The sequence below is a fragment of the Arthrobacter roseus genome (assembly GCF_016907875.1).
Classification (GTDB): domain Bacteria; phylum Actinomycetota; class Actinomycetes; order Actinomycetales; family Micrococcaceae; genus Arthrobacter_J; species Arthrobacter_J roseus.
Genome location: NZ_JAFBCU010000001.1, coordinates 210,154 through 235,152, shown reverse-complemented (window position 1 = coordinate 235,152; position 24,999 = coordinate 210,154). Strand labels below are relative to the sequence as shown.

Annotated in this window: 25 protein-coding genes and 3 pseudogenes; 20 read left to right on the top strand and 8 right to left on the bottom strand. The window is 60.8% G+C overall.

Features of this window, described 5'->3' with window-relative positions:
• Nucleotides 1-6 precede the first annotated feature (6 nt).
• A complete protein-coding gene (locus tag JOE65_RS01185; RefSeq protein WP_205161528.1) occupies nucleotides 7-765 on the bottom strand; it encodes an SDR family oxidoreductase in 759 nt (252 codons plus the stop codon).
• Nucleotides 766-910: 145 nt separating this feature from the next.
• On the opposite strand from JOE65_RS01185, the gene aceE reads away from it, so the two are divergent.
• The 4 genes from aceE to pucL all read left to right on the top strand — a co-directional run bounded on the left by aceE (nucleotide 911) and on the right by pucL (nucleotide 5,592).
• Complete coding sequence (aceE, locus tag JOE65_RS01180; protein WP_205161527.1) at nucleotides 911-3,661, top strand: pyruvate dehydrogenase (acetyl-transferring), homodimeric type; 2,751 nt, start codon at nucleotides 911-913, stop codon at nucleotides 3,659-3,661.
• 175 nt (nucleotides 3,662-3,836) lie between these two features.
• Nucleotides 3,837-4,331, top strand: a complete 495-nt coding sequence (gene uraD, locus JOE65_RS01175; protein ID WP_205161526.1) for a 2-oxo-4-hydroxy-4-carboxy-5-ureidoimidazoline decarboxylase — start codon at nucleotides 3,837-3,839, stop codon at nucleotides 4,329-4,331.
• Entirely contained in the window at nucleotides 4,328-4,666 is a 339-nt protein-coding gene (gene uraH / locus JOE65_RS01170; RefSeq protein WP_205161525.1) for a hydroxyisourate hydrolase, read from the top strand. Before uraD ends, uraH begins: the two co-directional genes overlap by 4 nt.
• Before the next feature lie 2 nt (nucleotides 4,667-4,668).
• Entirely contained in the window at nucleotides 4,669-5,592 is a 924-nt protein-coding gene (pucL, locus tag JOE65_RS01165) for a factor-independent urate hydroxylase (RefSeq protein WP_205161524.1), read from the top strand.
• Nucleotides 5,593-5,602: 10 nt separating this feature from the next.
• On the opposite strand, the gene JOE65_RS01160 is transcribed toward pucL, so the two are convergent.
• Nucleotides 5,603-6,376: an IclR family transcriptional regulator gene (locus tag JOE65_RS01160; RefSeq protein WP_205161523.1), complete on the bottom strand. Its 774-nt coding sequence runs from the start codon at nucleotides 6,374-6,376 to the stop codon at nucleotides 5,603-5,605.
• Between the two features lie 194 nt (nucleotides 6,377-6,570).
• On the opposite strand from JOE65_RS01160, the gene JOE65_RS01155 reads away from it, so the two are divergent.
• From JOE65_RS01155 to JOE65_RS01140, 4 genes are all read left to right on the top strand, one after another.
• The gene (locus JOE65_RS01155; protein ID WP_205161522.1) at nucleotides 6,571-7,962 is read left to right on the top strand and encodes an NAD-dependent malic enzyme; all 1,392 of its coding nucleotides are present in this window, start codon (nucleotides 6,571-6,573) and stop codon (nucleotides 7,960-7,962) included.
• 10 nt (nucleotides 7,963-7,972) lie between these two features.
• Entirely contained in the window at nucleotides 7,973-9,568 is a 1,596-nt protein-coding gene (gene aceB / locus JOE65_RS01150; protein ID WP_205161521.1) for a malate synthase A, read from the top strand.
• A 2-nt stretch (nucleotides 9,569-9,570) separates the two neighbouring features.
• On the top strand, nucleotides 9,571-10,842 hold the full coding sequence (locus JOE65_RS01145; RefSeq protein WP_205161520.1) for a DUF6986 family protein: 1,272 nt from the start codon (nucleotides 9,571-9,573) through the stop codon (nucleotides 10,840-10,842).
• Between the two features lie 74 nt (nucleotides 10,843-10,916).
• Nucleotides 10,917-11,735: a bifunctional allantoicase/(S)-ureidoglycine aminohydrolase gene (locus JOE65_RS01140; RefSeq protein ID WP_205161519.1), complete on the top strand. Its 819-nt coding sequence runs from the start codon at nucleotides 10,917-10,919 to the stop codon at nucleotides 11,733-11,735.
• 38 nt (nucleotides 11,736-11,773) lie between these two features.
• On the opposite strand, the gene JOE65_RS01135 is transcribed toward JOE65_RS01140, so the two are convergent.
• Nucleotides 11,774-12,190, bottom strand: a complete 417-nt coding sequence (locus JOE65_RS01135) for an ASCH domain-containing protein (RefSeq protein WP_205161518.1) — start codon at nucleotides 12,188-12,190, stop codon at nucleotides 11,774-11,776.
• A gap of 250 nt (nucleotides 12,191-12,440) precedes the next feature.
• Between JOE65_RS01135 and JOE65_RS01130 the strand changes: the two genes are divergently transcribed.
• The 4 genes from JOE65_RS01130 to JOE65_RS01115 all read left to right on the top strand — a co-directional run bounded on the left by JOE65_RS01130 (nucleotide 12,441) and on the right by JOE65_RS01115 (nucleotide 15,126).
• Entirely contained in the window at nucleotides 12,441-13,487 is a 1,047-nt protein-coding gene (locus JOE65_RS01130; protein ID WP_205161517.1) for a hypothetical protein, read from the top strand.
• On the top strand, nucleotides 13,484-13,849 hold the full coding sequence (locus JOE65_RS01125) for a GntR family transcriptional regulator (protein WP_205161516.1): 366 nt from the start codon (nucleotides 13,484-13,486) through the stop codon (nucleotides 13,847-13,849). Before JOE65_RS01130 ends, JOE65_RS01125 begins: the two co-directional genes overlap by 4 nt.
• 185 nt (nucleotides 13,850-14,034) lie before the next feature.
• Entirely contained in the window at nucleotides 14,035-14,247 is a 213-nt protein-coding gene (locus JOE65_RS01120) for a hypothetical protein (RefSeq protein ID WP_205161515.1), read from the top strand.
• A 30-nt stretch (nucleotides 14,248-14,277) separates the two neighbouring features.
• Nucleotides 14,278-15,126, top strand: coding sequence for a pentapeptide repeat-containing protein (locus JOE65_RS01115; protein ID WP_205161514.1), 849 nt, complete (start codon nucleotides 14,278-14,280; stop codon nucleotides 15,124-15,126).
• Between the two features lie 77 nt (nucleotides 15,127-15,203).
• Here the strand turns inward: JOE65_RS01115 and JOE65_RS01110 are convergent, their stop codons facing one another.
• Nucleotides 15,204-15,731, bottom strand: coding sequence for a MarR family winged helix-turn-helix transcriptional regulator (locus tag JOE65_RS01110; protein WP_205161513.1), 528 nt, complete (start codon nucleotides 15,729-15,731; stop codon nucleotides 15,204-15,206).
• A 96-nt stretch (nucleotides 15,732-15,827) separates the two neighbouring features.
• On the opposite strand from JOE65_RS01110, the gene JOE65_RS01105 reads away from it, so the two are divergent.
• The 3 genes from JOE65_RS01105 (at nucleotide 15,828) to JOE65_RS01095 (ending at nucleotide 18,210) form a co-directional block, all read left to right on the top strand.
• Nucleotides 15,828-16,751: an EamA family transporter gene (locus JOE65_RS01105; protein WP_205161512.1), complete on the top strand. Its 924-nt coding sequence runs from the start codon at nucleotides 15,828-15,830 to the stop codon at nucleotides 16,749-16,751.
• Between the two features lie 18 nt (nucleotides 16,752-16,769).
• Nucleotides 16,770-17,021 (top strand): hypothetical protein, encoded by a 252-nt coding sequence (locus JOE65_RS15585; RefSeq protein ID WP_239537382.1) that lies wholly within the window; start codon nucleotides 16,770-16,772, stop codon nucleotides 17,019-17,021.
• Nucleotides 17,022-17,208: 187 nt separating this feature from the next.
• Entirely contained in the window at nucleotides 17,209-18,210 is a 1,002-nt protein-coding gene (locus JOE65_RS01095) for an NAD-dependent epimerase/dehydratase family protein (protein ID WP_205161511.1), read from the top strand.
• A gap of 350 nt (nucleotides 18,211-18,560) precedes the next feature.
• Here JOE65_RS01095 and JOE65_RS01090 read toward each other — a convergent pair.
• Nucleotides 18,561-19,037: pseudogene (locus JOE65_RS01090) on the bottom strand (transposase); the annotation flags it as partial.
• On the opposite strand from JOE65_RS01090, the gene JOE65_RS15580 reads away from it, so the two are divergent.
• Complete coding sequence (locus JOE65_RS15580) at nucleotides 19,012-19,206, top strand: DUF6308 family protein (RefSeq protein ID WP_420827478.1); 195 nt, start codon at nucleotides 19,012-19,014, stop codon at nucleotides 19,204-19,206. The pseudogene JOE65_RS01090 and the gene JOE65_RS15580 sit on opposite strands and share 26 nt — an antisense overlap.
• A 214-nt stretch (nucleotides 19,207-19,420) precedes the next feature.
• Here JOE65_RS15580 and JOE65_RS01085 read toward each other — a convergent pair whose 3' ends face one another.
• A complete protein-coding gene (locus JOE65_RS01085) occupies nucleotides 19,421-20,179 on the bottom strand; it encodes a flavodoxin family protein (RefSeq protein ID WP_205161510.1) in 759 nt (252 codons plus the stop codon).
• Between the two features lie 394 nt (nucleotides 20,180-20,573).
• Between JOE65_RS01085 and JOE65_RS15395 the strand changes: the two are divergent.
• The 4 genes and pseudogenes from JOE65_RS15395 to JOE65_RS01065 all read left to right on the top strand — a co-directional run.
• A pseudogene (locus JOE65_RS15395) lies at nucleotides 20,574-21,092 on the top strand (recombinase family protein); the annotation flags it as partial.
• Nucleotides 21,093-21,177: 85 nt separating this feature from the next.
• The gene (locus JOE65_RS01075) at nucleotides 21,178-21,504 is read left to right on the top strand and encodes an MFS transporter (RefSeq protein ID WP_205164241.1); all 327 of its coding nucleotides are present in this window, start codon (nucleotides 21,178-21,180) and stop codon (nucleotides 21,502-21,504) included.
• Entirely contained in the window at nucleotides 21,474-22,643 is a 1,170-nt protein-coding gene (locus JOE65_RS01070; protein ID WP_205164240.1) for a hypothetical protein, read from the top strand. Before JOE65_RS01075 ends, JOE65_RS01070 begins: the two co-directional genes overlap by 31 nt.
• A 132-nt stretch (nucleotides 22,644-22,775) precedes the next feature.
• Nucleotides 22,776-23,858, top strand: coding sequence for a phosphatase PAP2 family protein (locus tag JOE65_RS01065; protein WP_205161509.1), 1,083 nt, complete (start codon nucleotides 22,776-22,778; stop codon nucleotides 23,856-23,858).
• Between the two features lie 135 nt (nucleotides 23,859-23,993).
• On the opposite strand, the gene JOE65_RS01060 is transcribed toward JOE65_RS01065, so the two are convergent.
• The gene (locus JOE65_RS01060; RefSeq protein ID WP_205161508.1) at nucleotides 23,994-24,614 is read right to left on the bottom strand and encodes a recombinase family protein; all 621 of its coding nucleotides are present in this window, start codon (nucleotides 24,612-24,614) and stop codon (nucleotides 23,994-23,996) included.
• A 164-nt stretch (nucleotides 24,615-24,778) separates the two neighbouring features.
• A pseudogene (locus JOE65_RS14980) lies at nucleotides 24,779-24,970 on the bottom strand (IS30 family transposase); the annotation flags it as partial.
• Nucleotides 24,971-24,999: the final 29 nt, after the last annotated feature.

The following is a 24,999-nucleotide window of genomic DNA, read 5'->3' as shown; positions in this document are numbered from 1 at the left end:
CCCCGGCTATCCGCGTCCCCAGAAGGGCATGCCGGCGGCAGTGATGAGCAGGGACCCCACAGAGGCCGACGTCGGGAGGCCTGCCATGTAGACGACGGCGTTCGCTGCTTCTTCAACTGGGAATGTCGGTTCCGTGCGTCGTGATCCATCGGCTTGTAGCGCCCCGGAGCCCGAGCCAATGTTGCTCATCATGTCCGTGGCGGCGTTGCCGATGTCGATCTGTCCGCAGGTGATGCCAAAGGCTCGGCCGTCGAGTTCAATAGATTTTGTGAGCCCGGTGATGGCGTGCTTGGTGGTGGTGTAGGCGACGGATAGTGGCCTGGGGGAGTGGGCGGAGATGGATCCGTTATTGATGATCCTGCCGCCCTGAGGTTCTTGGCTCTTCATGAGCCGAAAGGCAGCGGCCGCGCAGAGCATGGAGCCGGTAAGGTTGACGGCGACGGTGTCTTCCCACTCACGTGGAGAAATTTCGTCGATGGCTCCGGTGGGTCCAAACGTGCCGGCGTTGTTGAAGAGGACATTGAGCAGGCCAGCCTTGTTGCGGACGGTTCGGAAGAGCCGTTGGACGTCGTCGGGCTTTGTTACGTCTGTTGGAACTATGTGCGCTGAGGGGTGTCTTTGCGCGCTCTCTTCGAGGGGGCCGCGTCGTCGCCCTGCCAGAAAGACGGTGTAACCCGCGTCAAGGAAGGAGCGGGTCACGGCTCGGCCGATCCCGGAGCCAGCACCGGTCACGACGGCGGTGCGTTGCGGTGAGTGTTGGGTCATGGCGGGCTCTTGTCGTCGCAATTGACATCTGCGCAGTGTGGCAGTTCACTGTATCTAGTCTAATGGAAAAGATGTTCCGCAATACGGAATTCAAGACGATGGATGGACTTGCCGGTCACAACCGGTGGGGTGGAAGAGGTTTGGCGTGGTTGCAGTTGAAGGAACAGACATTCTGAGCGCCCTCACCGGGCAGTTGCCGGACGGCGATCCAGAAGAGACAGCAGAGTGGATTGAATCGCTGGATCAGCTGATTCAGGCGCAGGGCACCGAACGCGCGCAGTACATTATGCGTTCTCTCTTGCAGCGTGCCGGTGCGCAGAGTGTCGGCGTGCCGATGGTGACTACCACCGACTACGTCAACACCATCCCCACCGACCAGGAACCAAAGTTCCCCGGGGACGAGGAAATCGAGCGCAAGTACCGTTCCTGGATGCGTTGGAACGCTGCGGTCATGGTGCACCGCGCGCAGCGACCCGAGGTCGGCGTTGGCGGGCACATTTCCACCTACGCCGGCGCCGCAACGCTCTATGAGGTGGGGTTCAACCATTTCTTCCGCGGTAAGGACCACGCCGGCGGCGGAGACCAGGTGTTCTACCAGGGCCACGCGTCCCCAGGCATGTACGCCCGCGCCTTCATGGAAGGCCGTCTCTCCGAAGAGGATCTCGACGGCTTCCGGCAGGAAAAGTCCCACGAGGGCCACGCCCTTTCGTCTTACCCGCATCCGCGTCTTATGCCGGACTTCTGGGAATTCCCCACGGTCTCCATGGGGATCGGTCCCATGAACGCCATTTACCAGGCCCAATCCAACCGCTATTTGCACGACCGTGGTCTGAAAGACACCTCCGATCAGCAGGTGTGGGCGTTCCTGGGCGACGGTGAAATGGACGAACCAGAGTCCCGCGGACTGCTGCAGCTGGCGGCGAATGAGAACCTGGACAATCTAAACTTTGTGATCAACTGCAACCTGCAGCGCCTCGATGGGCCGGTTCGCGGTAACGGCAAGATCATGCAGGAACTCGAAGCGTTCTTCCGTGGTGCGGGCTGGAATGTCATCAAGGTGGTCTGGGGCCGTGAGTGGGATGACCTGCTCGAGCGCGATAAGGACGGCGCTCTGGTGGACATCATGAACACCACGCCCGACGGCGATTACCAGACCTACAAGGCTGAATCCGGCGGTTTTATTCGGGATCACTTCTTTGGAAAGTCCCCTCAGACCAAGGATATGGTCGCGGACATGAGTGATCAGGAGATCTGGAACCTCAAGCGCGGTGGCCACGATTATCACAAGGTTTTTGCTGCGTACAAGGCTGCCACGGAGTTCGAGGGAAAGCCCACTGTGATCCTCGCCAAGACGGTGAAGGGCTACGGCCTGGGGAGCCACTTTGAGGGCCGTAACGCAACGCACCAGATGAAGAAGCTCACGCTGGATGACCTCAAGGAATTCCGCGATTACCTGCGGATTCCCATTAGTGATGAGGAGCTGGAGAAGAACCCGTACCTGCCGCCGTACTACCACCCTGGTGCCGATGCGCCGGAGATCAAGTACATGATGGACCGGCGTCGGGCGCTCGGTGGGTCTGTGCCAGAGCGCCGCAGCAAGCACACGCCAGTGGCCCTGCCGGGGGATAAGGCTTATGAGGTGGCGAACCGAGGTTCCGGTAAGCAGCAGGCGGCCACCACCATGGCGTTTGTGCGACTGCTCAAGGAGCTGATGCGGGATAAGGAGTTCGGCAAGCGCATTGTGCCGATCGTTCCGGATGAGTCCCGCACGTTCGGCATCGACGCGTTCTTCCCGACCGCGAAGATCTACAACCCGCACGGCCAGAACTACCTTTCCGTGGACCGCGAACTGGTCCTGGCGTACAAGGAATCTCCTCAGGGACAGATCATTCACGCGGGCATCAACGAGGCCGGATCCGTGGCTGCCTTCACGGCGGCCGGGACGTCCTACGCCACCCACGGTGAACCGTTGATCCCCGTCTACGTGTTCTACTCCATGTTCGGATTCCAGCGCACGGGCGATTCCTTCTGGGCCGCCGGTGACCAGATGACGCGTGGGTTTGTCATTGGCGCGACGGCGGGAAGGACCACCCTCACCGGTGAAGGACTCCAGCACGCGGACGGACACTCGCCCATCCTCGCCTCCACCAACCCCGCAGTGGTTTCCTATGATCCTGCGTACGGCTACGAGCTGGGTCTGATTGTTCGGGACGGCCTGGAGCGGATGTACGGGGAGGACCCGGAAAAGTCCGACGACGAACGTAACGTCATGTACTACCTCACGGTGTACAACGAGCCGATTATTCAGCCGCCGCTTCCGGAGAATCTGGATGTCGGGGGCGTACTCAAAGGCATCTACAAGCTCAATGCTGCTGCTGAGGGCGTCGATGGTCCAAAAGCGCAGATCCTTGCTTCAGGTGTTGCGGTGCCGTGGGCGCTCGAAGCCCAGAAGCTGCTCGCCGAGGACTGGTCAGTTGCTGCTGACGTCTGGTCCGTAACGTCCTGGAACGAGCTTCGCCGCGACGGTCTCAACGCCGAAGAGGACGCTTTCCTTCGTCCGAATGAGAATGTCAGGCAGCCGTTCATCGCCCAGCAGCTTGAAGGCGCCGAAGGGCCGATCGTGGCCGTAACCGACTACATGAAGGCAGTTCCGGACCAGGTACGCCAGTTTGTTCCGAATGACTTCGCGACGCTGGGGGCGGACGGCTTCGGGTTCTCCGATACCCGTGCAGCAGCCCGTCGCTTCTTCAAGATCGACGCGCAGTCTGTAGTGGTGCGTACCCTTGAAATGCTGGTACGGCGCGGCGAAATCGATGCATCGACGCCGGCTGCCGCCATCGATAAGTACCAGTTGCTGGACGTCAACGGCGTCGCGAACACCGCTCAGGCCGAATAGGTCCCTCAAGGCGACGGGCGAAAAATACTTCGTCCGTCGTCTTGACACCGGCACTGTGACCGGCGTTACAATGAAATAGAAATTCCACAATATAGAAACATCGAGTCAACTCGGCCACGGCCGGCGGTAAGGGTGTCCACCACATGGTGGAGAGCGATCAGGAGCCCTGACACCCATGACATTGACTCAGTTCAACACCTCATCCCCCGCAGAAGTCGCAGCTCTCCTGCGTCCGTGCGTTGATATTCCGCGCTGGGTAGATGAAATCGTCGTAGCCCGCCCTTTTGCCTCCCAGGCAGCCCTCATCGAATATGCCGAGAAGGCTGCGGAGCCGTGGACGGAAACCGAGATCGACGGCGCCCTGGCGCACCACCCCCGCATCGGAGAACGTGCCGAAGGCTCCAGCAAGGAGTCCGAGCTGTCCCTCGGCGAACAGGCCGGGCTCGATTCCTCGGATGCGATCACTGAGCAACTCGCAGCCGGCAACCTCGACTACGACCAGAAATTCGGGCGGGTCTTCCTCATCCGTGCCGCTGGACGGTCCTCCGAGGAAATCCTCGCATCCCTCCGCAAGCGGCTTTCTCATACCCCAGACCAGGAGCTGCCGGTCATCGCCGGGCAGCTGCGAGAAATCGCCATCCTTCGACTCAAAGGAGCACTAGAAGCATGACAAGCCACATCACCACCCACGTTCTGGACACCGGAAGCGGACGTCCCGCCGTCGGGGTTGCAGCCACGTTGGGAGTCAGGAACGACGCCGGGTGGAGCCAGATCGCGGAGGGCATCACCGATGGAGATGGCCGCATCAAGGACCTTGGTCCTGAGCAGGTTGACGCCGGAGACTACCGGATTGAGTTCCAGACCGGAGCGTACTTTGGCTCATCGGACACGGAAACGTTTTTCCCCACGGTGACTCTCACATTCTCGCTGACAGATCCAACGCAGCACTATCACGTACCACTTCTCATCAGCCCATTTGCCTATTCCACCTATCGAGGGAGCTAATCATGACTGCTACAACCACCGAAAGCGCCGCGACGGGCACCGGGCGCATTGTTCTGGGATCCAATCAGTACGGCAAGGCCGAAGTTCGTCTCGTCAAGATCACTCGCGACACTGCACGGCATGAGATCGAAGACCTCAGTGTCACTTCGCTGCTGCACGGGGATTTTGAGTCTGCCCATATTGACGGCGACAATGCTCACGTTGTTGCCACGGACACGCAGAAGAACACCATCTACTCCTTTGCCCGCGATGGCGTTGGTTCTCCCGAGGCTTTCCTTCTGCGTCTTGGAAAGCACTTCACTGAGAGCTTCGACTGGGTCAGCGGCGGACGTTGGGCCGCTGAGCAGTACAGCTGGAACCGCATCGACGATCACGACCACGCGTTTTTCAAGAACAAGTCAGAGACCCGTACTGCTGTACTTCATGTTGAAAACGGTGAGCGCACTCTGGTGGCCGGAATCTCAGACCTCACAGTCTTGAAGTCCACCGGATCCGAGTTCCATGGGTTCCCGCGAGACAGGTACACCACTCTGGGTGAGACAACGGAGCGAATCCTTGCCACCGATGTCACTACCCGATGGCGCTACAACACCACCGATGTCGACTTCAACAGCGTCTATGACAGCGTGCGGTTGATCATGCTCAAGGCGTTCGCGGACACGCATTCAACGGCACTGCAGCAGTCGATGTTCCAGATGGGTAAGCAGGCGCTTGAGGCTCACCCGGAGATTGAGGAGATCAAGTTCTCGCTGCCTAACAACCACCACTTTCTGGTGGACCTGTCGCCGTTTGATCTGGACAATCCCAACGAGGTGTTCTTCGCGGCCGACCGCCCGTACGGTCTGATCGAGGCCACCATCAAGCGCGAACAGCCTGAAGGAACCGCTGAAGCAGCGGTCTGGGCGAACACTCCGGGCTTCTGCTGACCTGTAGAACCTATGATGCCGTGACGGCCGTGCTGTTCAGATCTTGGGAGATGAGCTTTGCAGCTTCTCTCAACAACGGCACGGCCTTCTCCGCAAACCTATCGTCCACGCGGGATACCGGACCGGAAACGGAAATCGCAGCCGGCGTGGGGGAGTCGGGAATAGCGATCGCAAAGCAGCGGACGCCGAGTTCCTGCTCCTGTTCATCAATGGAGTATCCGCGGTTCCGGACGGCTTGGAGCTCTGTCAGCAGTGCGTCGATGGAGTCCACGCTGAAGCTTGTGTGGGCTGGCATGCCGGCCCTGGTGACGATTCCACGGACGTCGTCGTCGCTCAGTTGGGCCAGAATGGCCTTTCCGACGCCGGTGTCATGAGTATGGGCGCGGCGCCCGACTTCATTGAACATGCGCATGGAGTGTGGTGACGGAACCTGGGCAATATAGATCACCATGTCTGAGTCCAGCATCGCCATATTGGCTGTCTCGCCCAGCTGGTCCACCAGGTGCTTCAGCTGCGGGCGTGCCAGCACCCCGAGTTGTTTGTTGGCTCCTTCGCCGAGGCGGATCAGTCGCGGGCCCAGGGCATAGCGCCGGTTGGGCAACTGGCGGGCGTAGCCCTTGGCGACAAGTGTCCGCAGTAGGCGGTGAATGGTGGGGAGCGGGAGCTCGGTGGATGAGGCGAGTTCGCTCAGTGTTACTTCGCCGCCCGCATCCGTGATGAGTTCGAGCAGTTCGAAAACGCGCTCCACAGACTGCACGCCGCTACCGGCCGGCCGATCAGCCATCTGGTTCTCCTACGTAGGTGTTTCGCTGTGGGGTATGACAGCTTTTATCCGCTCTGCGGAAATATGACCTAACCTACACTACTTCCGCAGAGCGGAATAAAGGAGCGTCCATGGGTTGTATTTCCGCCTAGTAGACAATAATATCCATAATACGAAAACAATTGGCCAGTCTGGCCGTTTCTGAGGAGGAACTTATGGCGAGTCCGAGTCCCGGCTACTCAATCACCCTGCGCGTCCAGGCGCCGTCGAGCTTTACTGCAACCACCGAGCTCGCCGCGGCCGTTGGGGCTGTGGGAGCTTCCATCACAGCGCTCGACGTCGTGGAGTCCTACCACGACCGCATCGTCGTAGATGTGAGTTGCAACACTACAGATGCAACGCACGGAGAGCAGGTTCGTGACGCGCTGGACAAGCTCGACGGCGTGAACGTCCGCCACGTCAACGACCGCACCTTCCTCCTTCATCAGGGCGGAAAGCTCGAAGTCACACCCAAGGTGGCCCTGCGCAACCGTGACGATCTCTCCCGCGCCTACACACCCGGCGTCGCCCGTGTCTGCTTGGCTATTGCCGAGAACCCCGAGCTGGCACGCAATCTGACGATCAAGCGCAACACCATTGCAGTGGTCACTGACGGTACGGCCGTCCTTGGCCTCGGCAACATTGGGCCCGCTGCCGCTTTGCCAGTCATGGAAGGCAAGGCCGCGCTGTTCAAGCAGTTCGCCAACGTGGACGCCTGGCCAGTCTGCCTGGACACTCAGGACACCGAGGAAATCATCAGTATCGTCAAAGCACTCGCGCCGGTCTACGGAGGAGTGAACCTCGAGGACATCGCAGCCCCACGCTGCTTCGAAATCGAGAAGCGCCTTCGCGATGAACTGGACATCCCCGTCTTCCACGACGATCAGCACGGCACCGCCATTGTGGTCCTCGCGGCCCTCAAGAACGCGCTGCGCGTGGTGAACAAGAAGATCGAGGACGTACGCATCGTCGTAGCTGGAGTGGGCGCGGCCGGATCCGCCATTGTGCAGCTCCTCCAGGCACAGGGCGCAAAGAACATTGTGGCGTGCGGCCGAAACGGCGCCATCCACAGTGGAGAAACTTACACCGACGAACACCGCCAGTGGCTTGCAGAAAACACCAACCAGGAGGCCTTCTCCGGAACACTGCACGAGGCAATGGTCGGCGCAGACGTCTTCATCGGAGTCAGTGGCCCCAACGTCTTGGGCGAAGAGCAGGTCAAGGCCATGGCACAGGATTCCATTGTCTTTGCCATGGCAAACCCGGACCCGGAAATTGACCCGATCATCGCCGCAAAACATGCCGCCGTCGTCGCCACCGGACGCAGCGACTTCCCCAACCAGATCAACAACGTCCTCGCCTTCCCCGGCTTCTTCCGCGGACTGTTGGACGCTGGCGCGTCGGACATCATCCCGGAAATGCTCGTAGCCGCCGCAGAAGCAATCGCGGCCAGAGTCAACGATGATGAGCTGAACGCGAGCTTCATCATCCCGAGCGTTTTCGATCCCCACGTTGCATCCGACGTCGCCTCCGCTGTTGCGGCCGCTGCGGCGTCATCCCAGGCTTAGGAGTACCAACATGAGCATTGAAGTAACCAACGGCACCCCAGTGGACCGCGCTGACGAGATCCTCACCCCTGAGGCCCTCGAGTTCGTCCACCAGCTTCACCAGCGGTTTGCCGACACCCGCAACGACCGGCTGAGCGCCCGAGCTGCACAGCGTGAGCAGGTAGCCAAGACCGGAAAGCTCGTCTTTCTGCCGGAGACACAAAGCGTGCGCGACGGCGACTGGAAAGTTGCACCCGCACCGGCCCCGCTGCAGGACCGCCGGGTCGAGATGACCGGACCGGCGTCGCCCGCCAAAATGGCCATCAACGCACTGAACTCCGGAGCGAAAGTATGGCTCGCTGACCTTGAAGACGCCAGCACACCCACCTGGCACAACGTCATCGACTCCATCCTGAACCTGCGCGATGCAGCGCGCGGAACGCTGGCTTTCACCTCGCCCAAGGGCAAGGAGTACAAGCTCCGCACTGACGCGCCGCTCGCCGTCGTCGTCACCCGCCCCCGTGGCTGGCACCTGCCCGAGAAGAACGTCCTGATTGACGGCAAGCCCGGAATCGGTGCCCTGGTGGACTTTGGGCTGCATTTCTTCCACACCGCCAAGCAGCTCGTGGAGAACGGAAGCGGTCCTTACTATTACCTCCCGAAGATGGAAAACCACCTGGAGGCCCGGCTGTGGAACGAGATCTTCGTGTTCGCGCAGGACTATGTGGGTATCCCGCAGGGGACCATCCGCGCCACCGTACTGATCGAGACCATCCCGGCAGCCTTCGAGATGGACGAGATTCTCTACGAACTGCGTGACCACGCCTCCGGGCTGAACGCTGGCCGCTGGGACTACCTGTTCAGCATCATCAAGTACTTCCGCGACGCCGGTGAGAATTTCATCCTGCCAGACCGCGCGAGCGTGGCCATGACGGCACCTTTCATGCGTGCGTACACCGAATTGCTCGTGAAAACCTGCCACCACCGTGAAGCTTTCGCGATGGGCGGGATGGCGGCCGTCATCCCTAACCGGCGCGAACCAGAAGTAACGGCCCAGGCATTCGAGAAGGTCCGCGCGGATAAAACCCGTGAAGCCAACGATGGATTCGACGGCTCCTGGGTGGCGCACCCGGACCTGGTGCCCATTTGCCAGGAGGTGTTTGACGCAGTGCTCGGCGATAAGCCCAATCAGGTGGATCGCCAGCGCGACGGCGTCGAGGTCACCGCAGAGCAACTACTGGACGTCACCACGGCGCCGGGTAAGGTCACCGAGGAAGGGCTGCGGTCCAACCTCTACGTCGCCGTCTCCTACGTGGCCGTCTGGCTGTCCGGAAACGGCGCCGTCGCCATCCACAACCTGATGGAAGACGCCGCCACCGCAGAGATCTCACGCTCGCAGGTGTGGCAGCAGATCCGCAACAAGGTAGAGCTGGACACCGGGAAGACGGTCACGCCGGAACTTGTCACCGAAATCCTTGGTGAGGAGACCGAGAAACTGCGCGGCGAAGTGGGCGACGAGGCCTTCGCGAAGTACTACGAGCCGGCAAGCCGCCTGATCGCGAATATCTGCCTTTCGGAGGACTACACCGATTTCCTGACGCTGCCCGCGTACGAGCTAGTGTCGTAGGAATGGCCGCGCTGAATGCGGAGGATTACCGCACTATAGATGAACAGCTGGCTGCCACGGATGCCCTTCTGGAGTCCGCGTATCCGGGGGACCGCGACGTACGGCAGCCCGTTCACACCGTTTATGTTCCCGCGGATCGCTACGATCCCGCGATGCCTTCTGCCTGGGGGAAGCAAGCGTTGGCCACTGTTGCTGAACACGGCGGCACGGCTGCCGTTTGCGCCGAACTCGGGCTCGACGGCGACCTGGCGGCGCAGGTAGCAGGAAAGGTCACCGCGAAACTGGAACGCGAACCGATCGAGGACCTTCGGCTGGACTTCGAGGACGGCTACGGCAACCGCGGGGACGAGCAGGAGGACGCCGACGTCCGCAACGCAGCGGCCGCCGTCGTGCAGGCAGTGAACGACGGCGTTGCCCCGCCCTTTATCGGCATCCGCTTCAAGTGCTTCGAGGCCCCAACCCGGGCGCGTGGCCTGAGGACCCTAGACCTCTTTGTTTCGGAACTGTGTGCAGCGGGCGAGTTGCCCGAGGGGCTGGTCCTCACGTTGCCCAAGGTCAGTACCGTGGCTCAGGTCGAGGCCATGGTGTACGCCTGCCAGCGGCTCGAAGCCGCTCATGGGCTGCCTGAACGGAGGCTCGGGTTTGAAGTGCAGATGGAGACACCGCAGCTCATTCTCGGCGCGGACGGCAGGGTTCCCGTTGCGGAACTGCTGCACCGGGCCGAAGGCCGAATCACATCGTTGCACTATGGCACCTACGATTACAGCGCCTCACTGGGTATAGCGGCGGCGTATCAGTCGATGGAGCACCCTGCCGCGGATTACGCGAAGCAGGTCATGCAGGTGGCGGTCGCCGGAACGGGAATTCACCTCTCTGACGGCTCCACCAACATTCTGCCGCTGGGCGATGCGAAGAACGTCGTCGCCGCCTGGAAGCTGCACGGGCGGCTAGTCCGCCGGTCGTTGGAACGTGGCTACTACCAGGGCTGGGATCTACACGCAGCGCAGCTGCCCACACGGTACATCGCCACCTACGCATTTTACCGGGAAGGTTTCGCAGCCGCTGCGCAGAGACTGCGCAACTATGTGCACCAGCTGGACAGCGCCATCATGGACGAGCCGGCGACCGCCAAAGCATTGGCAAAGTTCGTGCACCGCGGCGTCGAATGCGGTGCCGTGGGTGAAGCCGAAGTGCAGGAAGCTGCCGGGGTTTCAGCTGACGAACTCGCATCGCTGGCCCGCTCCGGCGCCGTGTCCCCGGTAGCCGTGGCGTAGGGTCTTTTGCCAACCGACCAGACATTCATTGATCCGCGCAGCACGTCGCTGGGTCACAACCGGGAGGATTTCCGTTGAGTAAACCTACGTATTATGCGCCAGCTTCCGAGCTGCCGCCGCAGACAGATCTACTGACCGACCGCGCCGTTGTCACCGAGGCGTACACCGTGATTCCCCGCGGCGTCATGCGCGACATTGTCACCAGCGTCATCCCCGAATGGGACGGCACCCGGGCGTGGATCCTCAACCGGCCAGTTGCCGGCGGAGCGACGACGTTCGCGCAGTACCTGATGGAGATCGCCCCGGGCGGCGGGTCCACGGATCCTGAGCCCGAGGCAGGCGTCGAATCCTTCATGTTCCTGCTCGAAGGCACCCTTAACGTGACGATCGAGGGTGAGAAGCATGAACTCACTCCGGGAGGATTCGCGTTCCTGCCTCCCGCCGTCGCATGGGAAGTGGCCAACGCCGGCAGCGAGCTGGCTAAGTTTCAGTGGATCCGTAAGGCGTACGAGCCGCTCGCCGGCCACACGCCGAAGCCCGTTGTCGGTAACGAGCAGGACATCGAGCCCGGCTCAATGCCTGGCACCGAGAACAAATGGCGCACCACCCGGATGCTTGATCCCAAGGACCTCGCGTATGACATGCACTTCAATGTGGTCACGTTTGAGCCCGGCGCCATCATCCCGTTCGCCGAAACCCACGTTATGGAACACGGCCTCTACGTCCTCGAGGGCAAGGCCGTCTATCGGATGAACCAGGACTGGGTCGAGGTACAGGAAGGGGACTACATGTCCCTGCGCGCATTCTGCCCGCAGGCCTGCTACGCCGGTGGCCCCAGTAACTTCCGCTACCTGCTGTACAAGGACGTCAACCGGCAGATCCGTCTGACGTAATTCCCTACCATCTACTGCAGAGTCGATTGGTTTGTAGGCTAAAGGATGGGGAGAAGCCGGAACCACTCGACCACCACGGGCTCGCGTTCGCGCAGTTCCCACTGTGGATCTCCGCAGTCCTCCCGAGTGAGGTGGGCAACTTCGTGCCAGAACTTCACGTGGGCCTCACGCCATTCGGTAACGTCGGTGAAGCCTTCACCCTCGTCATGGGCGACGTCGTCGCCCACCAGATCCAACGGGATGATAGTCACCCGGGTAGTCTCGACGACGCCGTACACGTTCCCGGCGTGGTCAACCAACGGAAGTTTCGCGCCTACTTGGGGCAACGCCTCACCGGAGAGGTACTCAACAGCCAACGACGACGTCGCCGTCTTCTCCCCAGCAAGAACCGCCTTGATGAGGCGGTCGCCCAGCCCGTCGTCGCCGTCGTACCCAAATTCCATTGTGTCTGCCATGCGATCAGTCTCTCAGGGTCTGGGGCCCTATGGTTCTGCGGGTTTACGCAGCGATGGAGTGACCGATCGTCACTCGTGGTTGGAATGACAGCGCCCAGACCAACAAGGAGTGACCATTGGTCAATCCCAAACCATGAGTCGGTGCCCGTCCCCAAGGTAACGGCCCGTCTTGTATCTTTTCCTTGACACAAGAAGCGTCATCTGTTTGTATTGCTGGCAAGATACAAGCAATTCTTGAAAAGAGGACAATATGGGATCTCTGCGCATATTGATTGTGATTGCTGCCGTTGGCCTGATCGCGCTTGTCCTGTGGCTGATTATCAGGAAGGCAATGCGTGGGACGAGGGTCCAGACGGTCACAACTGACGGATTAAGTGAGGAATCTGCACGCGCCACCCGCGTGGCCTTTCAGGCAGAATCGCGTGTCTGCGCCATAGCACTGGCTGCCGCGTGTGGAGGCTTTTTCGCGATGTGGACGCTGGGCAGCGAATGGTCGCAGTCCTACGGACTTCCCTACGCTCTGGCAGCGGGAGTCGCTGTTTTGGTCGGCTTACTTGTCTTTAGTCTCCATCGCCGTCCGTCTTGGCCGGCAAACGAACACGGCAGCACCATCGCCGAGCTTTCGCCGAGAGGTCCAACAAGGTTCGGCCGAAAGTGGATCTTTGTGCTGCCGGCGGCGTCCGCAGCCATCCTCGTGGTGGGGCTGCTGCTCGCAGGGGTCTATTCAGCAACTGACGAATTCGGTCTTCACCGTGTCTATCAGTACCGCAGTCTCTCGGGGTGGGGTATTGAGAACGGGCAGGTAGTTGATGTCCAATACAATCTTTCCTCCGCTGGTCCCTTTCCTGGTTGGTACTACGGAGTTCCGCTGATGATCTGCACGGTGCTGATCGCAGCGGCAGCATATTGGGCGCTTCGTCGGTCCGCGCAGGCCGCGCGACCGGCAACACCGAGCCTCTTCACGGTCGACTCTGCGCTGCGGGCACTACAGACGAAGTTGATCATGAGTTTTTCCAGCGCAGCGTTGGGTATCCAGATTGGCGGACTTGGGCTGGTCACGGGGAATGCCCTGCGGATTGCGCATGTGGACCTGATCCCTACAGTGGATCTGGATGCTGTGGCTGAAAGGATTCCCGTCGAGCCGGGCTATACGTTGGCTCTGATCATGATCGTCTCTTCGCTGGTGATCGTGACCGCCGCGATGGTGCTGGCCATCAACAGCGTGTCAGTCGTCGTCGCACTGTGGACTGCGAGCCGGACACGTGGGCAGCAGGTCCAGTCGGAATTGGTCCGATGATCATTATTGACCCGTCGGCGGCCACGTCGACGGTAGAGCAGATCCGGTCCCAATTAGCGGCGCAAATTCGGGCCGGGCAACTTGAGGTGGATGTCCGACTTCCACCAGTGCGGCAGCTGGCCGCTGACCTGCGCGTTGCCCCGGGATCGGTCGCAAAAGCATACAAGGAACTCGAAGGTGCTGGGCTAATTCGTACCGCTAGGGCCGCCGGAACACGAGTGAATGCGGGACAGGCGACTGGGCGTCTACTCCTCGACGCAGCGCGATCATTTGCACTGGCTGCCCAGCAGCAAGGGTTAGAGCTCCCCGAGGCGCAGGGGCTCCTGGCCAATGCTTGGGTCCGCGGAGGCTCTCGTACGTAGCTCGTCGGCCAAAGGTATTGGAACCTGCCCTGAACGAGGACCACGAGTGACCAATCGTCACTCGTGGCTGGAATGACAGCGCTTGGACCAACAAGGAGTGACCATTGGTCAGCCGGTTAGGATGAAACTAGGTGGGCCGCGGGGTTGCGCGGCGTCATGCAGCACAACACAGCAATGGGGGGACCATGAAAGCCTATAGAACGGTGCACCAGGTACTTTTCGTCCTAGCGTTCGTTCCGATGATCCTTGAATGGTGGCCTTTTTATGTGGCCCTGATTCCGCCGTTGGTGCTCATCATTCCCTACGCTCTGAACGAGCGGGCCATTGAACGCAGGTCGCGCGAGGAGCGGTTGCTGCTGAATGACCCGATACTGCACGACTACCGCGAGACTGCTTGAATAATTACCCCGAGGTAAGGAACACCGAGAATGCCAGCGGCTGATCCGCAGGACCGACGCGACGAGCTAGCCGCCGACTGCGCAAACTGTGCCGGGCTCTGCTGCGTAGCGCTCGCCTTCGCCAAATCAGCGGACTTTGCGTTCGACAAACCGGCCGGTGATCCATGCGAGAACCTGCAGGACGACTTCCTCTGCCAAATACATCCCACCCTGCGGGACCGCGGATTCAAGGGCTGTACCGTGTTCGACTGTTTTGGTGCGGGGCAGAAGGTTACCCAGATAACTTATGGCGGCCAGACCTGGCGTCAGGCTCCGGAGCAGCGGGCTGAGATGTTCGCCGTCTTCCCCGTGGTGCGGCAATTGCAGGAACTCCTGTGGTACCTGAATGAGGCCATGAATCAGGCACAGACTGGCCCAATCCGGGAAGATCTCGAGGCCGCCTACACAACGACGGAACGGCTGAGTGAATCTCCGGCCGACGTCGTCCTCGACATTGATATGGGCGCTCACCGGGACAGCGTCAACGAGGTGCTGTCTCAAGTGAGCGAACTGGTCCGCGGCAGTGCCGAGCCTCCGAAGTGGAGGTCGAAAACCAACCGGAAGATCAAGCCCGGAGCAGACCTCATCGGTGCCAAGCTCAAGAACGCAGACCTGCGCGGGGCAAACCTCCGCGGTGCTTACCTCATTGCCGCAGACCTGCACGGTGCTGATCTCCGGGATGCGGACCTGATCGGCGCGGACCTCCGCGACGCCGATCTGGGTGGGGCGGACTTGTCCTCGAGCCTCTTTCTGACCCAGCCTCAGGTCAATTCAGCGACGGGCGACGCCGAAACCCGGCTGCCGCCGTCGCTCGTTGCTCCCTCACACTGGAAGAACTGAAGCAGAGGCGGCCTCCCTGACAGCGCCAACCACCACGGTAGCGGGAACTTTGCGTACATGGGCATCAGTAATTACCTTCATTGGCTGACGTGCGTTTCCACGGAAGATGCCGTTGGGTTCTCATGTGTCTGAAGGAGGGCGCTGAGTAGTTCTTCAAGTTGTTCACGGTGGTTGGTGGACATGGTTGAGAGTAGCCGTTCTTCGTTGGCGACATGGTCTTCCAACGCCGCGTCGATGAGCTTCAGCCCCTTTCGCGTCAGGGCGACGCGAATGGTTCGTCGACTATGTGGGTCCGGCTCGCGGGTGATGAGTTCCTTGCCGAGTAGCCGGTCAAGCCTGTTAGTGATTGCGCCCGAGGTGACCATGGAGCTGTCCGCGAGCTGTCCGGCAGTCAGTCCGGTCCCTTCGACGTCAGCGCGACGAAGGGTGGCAAGGATATCGAATTCTCCGGGCTGCAGGCCGTGTCGGGAGAAGACCCCTTGCAACTCGCGCTCGAACAGGCGGGTGAGGCGGGAGAGCCTTCCGAGAACCCCCATGGCGCTGACATCAACATCGGGCCGTGCCCTCGCCCATTGGTCAATGATGCGGGCGACGCTATCGTCCATGGTGCACCTTTCAACGTTGAAGTGTTTGACGATACCTAGAGTAACATCGTAGTCTAAACACTTCAGTATTGAACTGTTGAATGCTAAGGAGTTTGGATGAATAGGCTGCGGGATACGCTGCTCACGGCCGTCGTGCCGGTGGTGTGGGGGACGACGTATATCGTGACCACCGAGTTCCTGCCTCCAGACCATCCGTTGTTCGCCTCACTAATCCGGGCCCTGCCCGCCGGGCTGATTGCGATCATCTTGACCCGTAGGCTGCCCCGGGGCTCCTGGTGGTGGAAGTCCGCCGTGCTCGGCGTACTGAACATTGGCGCCTTCTTTCCGCTGCTCTTCATCACCGCTTATCACTTGCCCGGCGGTGTTGCAGCCACCCTTGGGGCCGGGCAGCCACTCGTCGTCGCCATCCTCGTTGTCTTTGTTCTGCGCGAGCAGTTCTCCGCGTGGCGCTTCTCCTGGGGCGTGGTAGGGGTCATCGGTGTTGCCCTAGTTGTCCTGCGTTCCACGGCAAACCTCGACACCGTCGGAGTAATTGCAGGCTTGCTGGGCACCGTTTCCATGGGGACGGGGGTTACTCTCACCAAGAAGTGGGGGCGGGCGGCAGGGGTGCCAGCGATGGCGCTGGCCGGGTGGCAACTGACCGCGGGCGGGCTGTTCCTGCTCCCCGTGACGCTGCTGTTGGAGGGCGCGCCCTCTGATATCGATGCCTCGGCTCTGGCAGGTTACGCGTGGCTCGGACTGATCGGGGGACTCTTCACTTACACGCTGTGGTTCAGAGGCATTGGACGGTTGCCCGTTGCATCGGTCGCCGTGCTCGGACTGCTCTCACCCCTGGTTGCCGCCACCCTCGGAGCGCTCTTGCTGGGAGAGATCCTCAGCCTCGCGCAAATGCTTGGATTTGCCCTTGCCCTAACAGCTATTGCCGCTAGCCAAATCACACCGACCCGAAAAGCACCCACGAACACGACAACGAGCGTCGCCGAGCCACCGATGGCTCCGCGACAAAAAAGGAGAACATGATGAGGATTGCCGTCATCGGTGCAACAGGAATGGCCGGATCCCGTATCGCTGCCGAGGCAGTCGCGCGCGGACACAGGGTCACAGGAACCTCCCGATCAGCAGGCGACGATCACGACCATTCTCGACGCAGTCAAGGGCTTCGACCGTCGGGTCCTCGTCATCGGGGGTGCGGGCCCGCTGCACGGCCCAGACGATCCAGGTTCCCTGGTGATCAATGACCAGCGGTTTGTCGAACGGGGAGTTACCGCCGTGGCGGAAATCAGCTCCTGATCGATGGAGAAGGTGTCTCGCGGATTTCCGCAGAAGACCTCGCCATCGCCGTCGTGGACGAGCTCAAAAACCCACAGCCCGGTCTGCGGCACTTCACCGTCGCTTACTGAGCCACGTTGCCTCGGTCCAGGCTTGCGCGGCTGTGAGCCTCGTTTCGGTGAAGGTGCCTCATTGGTGTAATGACCACATGAGGCTTCTAATTCTCGGCGGTACTGCGTGGCTTGGTTACGAGGTTGCTCGCCAAGTGCTTGAGCGAAGGCATGAGGTCACCTGCCTTGCCAGGGGAGAGGCTGGTCCCGTTCCCACAGGTGCGTCGCTGCTGAAGGCAGACCGAGATGAAGAGCACGGGCTGGAGCGCGTTGCGCACAGCCAATGGGATGCGGTTTTGGATGTCGCTCGCCAACCGGGTCAGGTGAAACGTGCGGTGCGGGACCTTCGCAGCGCAGGGAACTACGTTTTCGTTTCCTCGGGAAATGTCTACGCCGATCAAGGTCCACTGGGTCAGGACGAAGATGCCCCGCTGCTGGCACCGATTGAATCGGACGTCATGGAGACGATGGACTCCTATGGGCCCGCGAAAGTGGCGTGCGAGCAGGCGGTCCTTGAATCGTTCGGCCCTGAACATTGCCTGATTGCCAGTGCTGGCCTCATCGGTGGGCCCGGCGATACCTTCGGTCGTACCGGTTATTGGCCGCTGCGTTTCGCTCATCCTTCAGTCGAAGATGGGTCTGTGCTGATACCGGACGCGCCGTCACTACCCACGCAGATTATCGACGTGAGGGATTTTGCTTCGTGGCTGATCGACTGCTGCGAGCAGCAACTTACTGGTGTGTACAACGCGATGGGCGACACCCATCTTTTCAACGACCATCTTGCTGCCGCACAAGCAGTAGCCGCCCACCAAGGTCCACTCGTACGCGCAGAGACACCGTGGCTTCGTGAGGAAGGTGTGAGTGAATGGTCCGGACCGAAGTCTTTACCCCTATGGCTAGCTGATAAGGACTGGTGGGGAATGAACGCACGCTCCAACGAACGAGCGAAGGCCGCGGGTCTGACTCTCCGGCCATTGGAGGAAACACTTCGCGCCGTACTGGCTTGGGAGGAAAACGAGGGAATCGAACGGCAACGAAACGCTGGACTTTCCAGGAAGGAAGAAGCAGGACTTCTCTCAGCCCTGACAGCCAGATAGGCAGCCGTGGCCATCGGTGTTCGTCTCTCCGAGGCGCGTCCACTGTGGGTCGGCCCAGTGGTCTCGACTTCGATGAGTGATCTTCGCGTATGCGCGATCGACGTGCTGCTCGTCGAGTAGGAAGGCGTAGTGCTGCGGCGGGAACGCGAACGGTGGGGACGCGATTTGGAGCATGACGGCGCCTGCCAGCTGCACATAGACGAATGGCCCAGACGATCCGGACTGGTCATCATGGCTGTAACTCTAACCGACGACCCGCAGCTCCCTCTAGATTCGTGTTTGCTGAGAGATTTCCTTGCCGGGGACGGGGAATCGACAACTACGGCCGTTAGGTGACTCTTCTATGTCTGTCAAGCCGGGTTTTCAATAGCTTTACTTGAAACTGAAGCAGCCAGGATCCGGAACACGCGGCGGGCCAAATAACGTTTGAGGCAGCGACGGATGTCCTTATCCGTCTTTCCCTCGATACGACGCTTTTCGACGTAGTCTCGTGTTTCGGCATGGTGGGTCATCCTGGTAATCGCGATCATGTGCAAGGCGCTGTTCAGAGCCCTGTCGCCGCCCCGGTTCAGTCGATGACGCACGGTGTTACCTGACGAAGCGGGAATGGGATTGACGCCTGCCAGAGAGGCAAAGGCTGCCTCATCCCGGACGCGTCCCTCGTGGGACCACGCCACAAAGCACTTCGCGGTATTCACCGGCCCAAAGCCCGTCTCTTCGAGAAGAGGCGCCGCCTCGCTGACCTTGACCAGCTCGTCCAGTTGCTTTTCGTTAGCTTTCAGCTGCTCATCCAAATCTAGGATGTGTTTTGCAAGCCGGACGGGATCACGAAGCCGAGCGGAATATCGCCGGTTGTGGCTATCGGCACTGCAAATCGATCTTGCGAGCCAGCTAGATCGATGGGAAGACATAGCCGCCGTCGCGCCGGGTCCACCCATAACACCGCTTCGAGCCCTCGACATCATTGGCTGGGAACTAGGAAACCGACGGGCATAAGCGCTGTTAGCGGGTCTTCGCCGAAGACCCGATTCCATCACGTCTTTTCCCATTCCGCCATTATGATGTGCGATCTCTTTTTCGTCTTGATCTGCTCGAATTTCAGCAAACCAGCATGCTCGACGCAATAGTTAGGGCTCTCCTGACGGTAGAGCCGATAAGGGGATGGGCGGGAATCGGGCGGGAATCAGGCAGTGATCAGCCGACCGCGATCTCAGGTCTCCTCTTTGTGTGTGGATGTGGCGGTGCCTGCTATCGGCTCCGGCTTGACGTACCCAAACACCTCGCCCTCCTGCAGTGCGTTGCGGTCATTGCCGTAATTGGGCAGGCCGCCAGCCCGGCGCAGCAGGTCGGCGGTGTGCATGAGGTTCCAGCTCATGATGGTGGCGTTGCGGCGGGTGAACGCACTGTCGAATCCCACAGGTTCTTGGCCGTCGCGGGGGTCACCGTAGGACGGGCCGGGGCCGATCTCGCCGATCCAGCCAACGTCCGCCTGGGGCGGGATCGTCAGTCCGAGGTGCTGCAGGGCGAACAGTAACGACATGGAGGTGTGTTTGACGCCGTCCTCGTTGCCGGTGATTACCGCGCCACCGACTTTGTTGTAGTAGACGGACTGACCGACCTGATTGAGCTGATTGGACATGGCGTAGAGGCGTTCGATGAGGCGCCGACATACGGAGGACTCCTCACCCAACCAGAGGGGGGTTCCCAGGACGAGGATGTCGGCGGCCTGGACGCGGGGCCATAGCTCGGGCCACTCGTCGCTGTCCCACCCGTGCTCACGCATGTCAGGTTGCACCCCGGGCGCGATGTCGTGGTTGATCGCGTGTAGGCGGTCTACCTGCACGCCGGCGCCGGACATGAGGTGGTCGACCACGTCCAAGAGCCGGCCGGTGTGGGAACGGTTCGGGTCGGAGGTAAGGGAGCAATTGATGAGCAGGGCATTCAGGTTCTCGTAGCGGGGTGCATCCATGAGCGATTCCTTCGGGATGGGCCGGTCCGTGGGTGTCGGCCGGTGCCGCCTAGTCTGCCACCTCTGATCAGGGCTGTGGGTTTCACCGGCGGCGTGTTGTTACCGTCCGGCGGGGGGAGCGAGCAGGGGCCCACCCGGATGCCCGGAACTGTGTTCATTGCTTTTGCCGAACGGTTGCCCGCTGGCCCGAGTTTGCCTTGCCGTCGTGAACCTTCCGGTCGGCTTGGTCGGCCTGGTCTTGTCTGTGAGTCGCAGCGGCATGTAACGGTGTTCTGTTAGCGCTCGGTGGCTTGCTCCGCTCATCTTCGGCCGTCCAAGTAGGAATGTGGCCGATACCCGTCGTCTACTTCTAAATCGCGTCTCGCTGGTCTCCTTCATTCGAGTTCAACGGCCGATGTGGGATCCGTCGGACTGCGGACGCATCGCCTGCCGGCCATCTCGGCAAAGGATCCTTTTATCAAGACGGGACGGACGGCCTGACGGCGGTTGGTCGCAGTCCAGCTGTGAATCACAAAGTCCAGCATTCGCGGCGGTTCCCGCAACCATGTCTTGTCTCACCTATGTGTCTCACATTGGCTCTTCTCAACAAAGCGGAATGCGGCCTTTGATGAGCTTAAGGGGGAGGCGGCGTGGGGAGTATCGGATATGCCAGGGTCAGCACGTTGGATCAGAACGCGGAACGAGGGCCAGTCGGCCTGAACTGGACAACATGCTCGACCATCTGCGCGACGGCGATGAGATCGTCGTCTGGAAGTTGGACAGGTTGGGGCGCAACGCCCGCAAGCTTCTGGCTCTCATCGATGACCTGGAACACTGGGGTGTGCACTTCCGCAGCGTCCCGGAAGGCATCAGCACCACGGGGCCGATGGGCAGCGCCATGCTCACCGTCATGTCCGCGTTCGCCCAGCTCGAGCGCGACCAGCTGGTAGAGCGGACCAGAGCCGGCATGGCCGTTGCCGCCGAACACGGTCGTAAGGCCTGGCGGTGCGTCCGTTGCCATGGCGGCCCTCATCATCACGTCCCGTTACGGCGAACGCTGGGCACTGGTGGGTACCGCACTATGGTGTTCGACGGCGATGGTGGTAGCCGTCTACGCGACCAGCCTGTGGGTGTTTGCGTTGGCTATTTTCATGGTGGGGATGGCGGGATCTGTGTTCGGGCTGGCGCGGCAGAGCTATCTCACGGAGGCGGTGCCGTTGTACTTCCGGGCACGTGCGCTCTCCACGCTCGGTGGTGTCACGCGCATTGGCAACTTCATGGGTCCCTTTATTGCTGCCGCCGTCATTTCCTTCCTGTGGATCGGTTGGGGACCACCGACGTCGTGACGTTCGGGGAGCCCGACGACGGTTGGGATGCTGCGGTGAGTGGCCGGAAGGTCACCGCAGGGTCCGAGAAGATGGATGAGGTTCTCGAGTTCACCCCAGCTGAGAAGTCTGCGCCGGCGGTGGTCCTGACCACGGGGGAGGACAAGGGAAGCGCTGCAGCATTGGCAACGGCACGGGCAGCGGGTGCAACGGTTGAGGCAGTGCAGAACCCTGATCCCCGGGCTAGCGGAAAGTCCGTCGAGATGTTGCGCAGTCACGCTGACCAGACGGTGATTGCGATGGGCGAGGCTTTCGGTGCCACGGAGGACTTCGCTGCACATGTCAAAACGGCACAAACTGCTGCGCAGTTACCCGGCGGTGGACAGATAGTTTTCCCGGGGCGGCGCATGGTGGCGCTGTATGGTCATCCCGGCGGCGGTTCGCTGGGGGTGTTGGGTGAACAGGGTGTTGATGCCTCCATCCAGCGCGCCAAAACGATCGCTGCTGAGTACCAGCCGTACAGCGACGTACCGGTGGTTCCAGCCTTTGAAATCATTGCCACTGTTGCTTCCTCAGAGCCCGGGGCGGACGAAGACTACTCCACTGAATCCACCATCGAGCAGCTCAAGCCCTGGATCGACGCAGCGGAGCAGTCTGGTGTCTGCACTGTGCTGGATTTGCAGCCAGGACGGACCGATTTCCTGACTCAGGTCAAACTCTATGAGGAACTGCTCAAGCGACCCAACGTAGGGCTGGCGCTGGATCCGGAGTGGCGGTTGCGGCCGGATCAGCGGCACATGGTCCAGATCGGTTCGGTGGACGCCGCCGAGATCAACCAGGTCACCGATTGGCTGGCAGAGTTGACCCGGACCAACAACCTGCCGCAGAAGGTGGTGATCCTGCACGAGTTCAACCTGAGCATGATCACCAACCGGGACCAGGTGGACACCAGCCACGGTGAACTGGCCCTGGTGCTGCACGCGGACGGCCATGGAACACCGGAAGCCAAGCTGGAGACGTATAACGCCCTGCAAATGGGCTTGCCTGACAACATCTGGATGGCATGGAAGAACTTCTATGATGAGGATTCGGCCATGTTCACGCCGGAGCAAACGTACACGGAAGTTGATCCGAAACCCTGGTTCGTCTCCTACCAGTGACAGGCGGCTCGATGAGCCAAACGTATTGCCCAAGGAGGTCGCCGTGAGAACGTACTTTACTTTCCGCTGCCCCTGCGGAAGCTCGGCCGCACTTTCTTGCTGGCGGAGAGCGGGCCGATACGCTAAAAATACATGGTGACTATTAGATCCGATTATCAGCGCCAGCCCTGGTACCGCCTGTTTGGCATTCCGCTCATCGTGAGTGTTTCCGTTGCGCTGCTGATGGTGTTGACGGCGCTTGCAGCTGGGTTACCCGTGCGGGACCCTGATGGCTTTTTGGGACCGAACTATGTGAGCCTGATCCTGATCGTTATGATGGTGCTGGACGTGGTACCGCGGGTGGTCCTGCTCCGACTCGCGCGCCAAAACCTGTTGGAAATGACCATGACGGTGTTTTGCCAGCGATGGTTGGGACCGCGGTTGGCGTTCGCCGCGGCGGGGCTGGCGTGTTTCTATCTTGCGTATGTGGCGTACCGGAACCTGAAGAGTTTCTTGCCGTTCCTGCGCGAAAGCCTGGTGGACCCGGCACTGATGTCCGTGGATCTATGGGTGGCTGGGAGCCACCAGCCGGGAGACGTCCTCCAGGAACTCCTGGGAACGGGCATCAGTGCCGATGTCCTTTCCACGACCTACATGTCCTATTTGGTTTTCGTGCCACTGTCAGTAGTCGCTGCGCTGGTCTGGACCCGCCACCTTTCACGCGGAGCCTGGTACGTCAGCGCTCTGTCCTTTAATTGGATACTTGGTGTCCTGACTTACTACGCCCTGCCCTCCCTGGGGCCGATCTACAGTCAACCGTCGCACTTCGCCGACTTGCCTGACACCTCAGTGGCGCATCTGCAAGATTCGCTGTACCAGAACCGGTTAACCGTCCTAGCGGATCCGCATGCAACCCAGAGCGTGCACGGCATTGCTGCCTTCGCGTCATTGCATGTATCCGTGGTGTTCACCGCCGCATTGATCGCCCACCTGATCCGTCTCCCGAAGCCCGTACGGTGGATCCTGTGGTCATATCTGGCGCTCACTACCCTGGCGACCGTGTACTTCGGCTGGCACTATCTCCTCGACATTCCCGGCGGCCTCGCCGTCGGCGGGCTTTCAACGTGGCTGGCAGCACGGGCGACAAACCCGCACGGCCTCCCGGCCATGTCAGGAGCCCTGGGGCACTTCCAAGAGAATGCGTCGCCTCGGACAGATCATTGGCGTAAATGGTGAGGTCCACCAAGAGCCGGGTGTCGGCTGTCGGGTGTGTCAGGTAGCAATGCAAACTTTGGTGGTGGTGTACTCGTACTGTCTGTCGGTTCGTCAGCCTGGATACTTTCATCGCCGGATGGGGTGAAACCCTCACGATCAATCATCAGTGCGTCCGGGATGCATGGCGATCCATTGCTGCGCATCGAGGTTGGCGATCCGCCGGTACAGGGTGGCGCGGGACATGCGCAGGTCGCGGGCGACATGGGAGGCGGGTTGGCCCTGTTCGATGAGCCGGCGGGCGTTGGCGATCTGGCTGTCGCTGAAGATCGGACGCCGGCCCCCGAGGTCCATGCCGGCGTCTCGGCGTTTGGTGTTGGAGTCGTTGACGCGTTCGCGTTTGATCTCGAGTTCCATCTGCGCCAAGGCGGCCATGACAGTGAAGACCATGGATCCCATCGGGGTACCAGTGTCGACGTTCCCACCACCAAGGTTCAGCACCCTGAGGTTCACCTGCTCTGTCCGGAGCTCGTCGGCCAGGGAGAGCATGTTCGAGGTAGAGCGCCCAAGACGATCCAGCGTCGTGACAACCAGAGTGTCACCTTCGTGCAATGCGTCTAGTGCCTTATCGAACTGAGGCCTCTGCGCGTGAGCGCCGCTGACACCGTGGTCGACGTAGAGGTCATCGCGACGCACACCGGCGGCGAGTAGATCCGCGACCTGCCGATCCGTGTCCTGTGCGCGGGTCGACACCCTCGCGTACCCCATTAGCTTGCCCATGCCACTCCTCTGCGTCGATTCCACTCAAGAGTGTCTCGCAACCAATGTTGCCATCACGAATTAGTGCTCCTGCTTAGGAGACAGGGTAGCAAGACATGGAAGGAGCCGCAGCGACGGGAGACTAGGTGTGTCTTGTCGTAGTGTGTTGCAACCCTAGGGCGGTTTCAGACGGTCGTCGCAACAGACGGTTTTGGTGGGTTCAAGAGTAGCTTCTCGAGTGCTGCGGCGGGCGTGATGCCGTCGAGGGTTTTTCGGGGTCGCTGGTTGAGTTCAGTGGCGGCCTCGAGGAGGCGTTCCGGGCTATGAAGGTTGAGGTTCGTGCCCTTCGGGAAGTACTGGCGCAGCAGTGGAGTGGTCCCCGAAAGTTGGACACCGAAATTAGGGA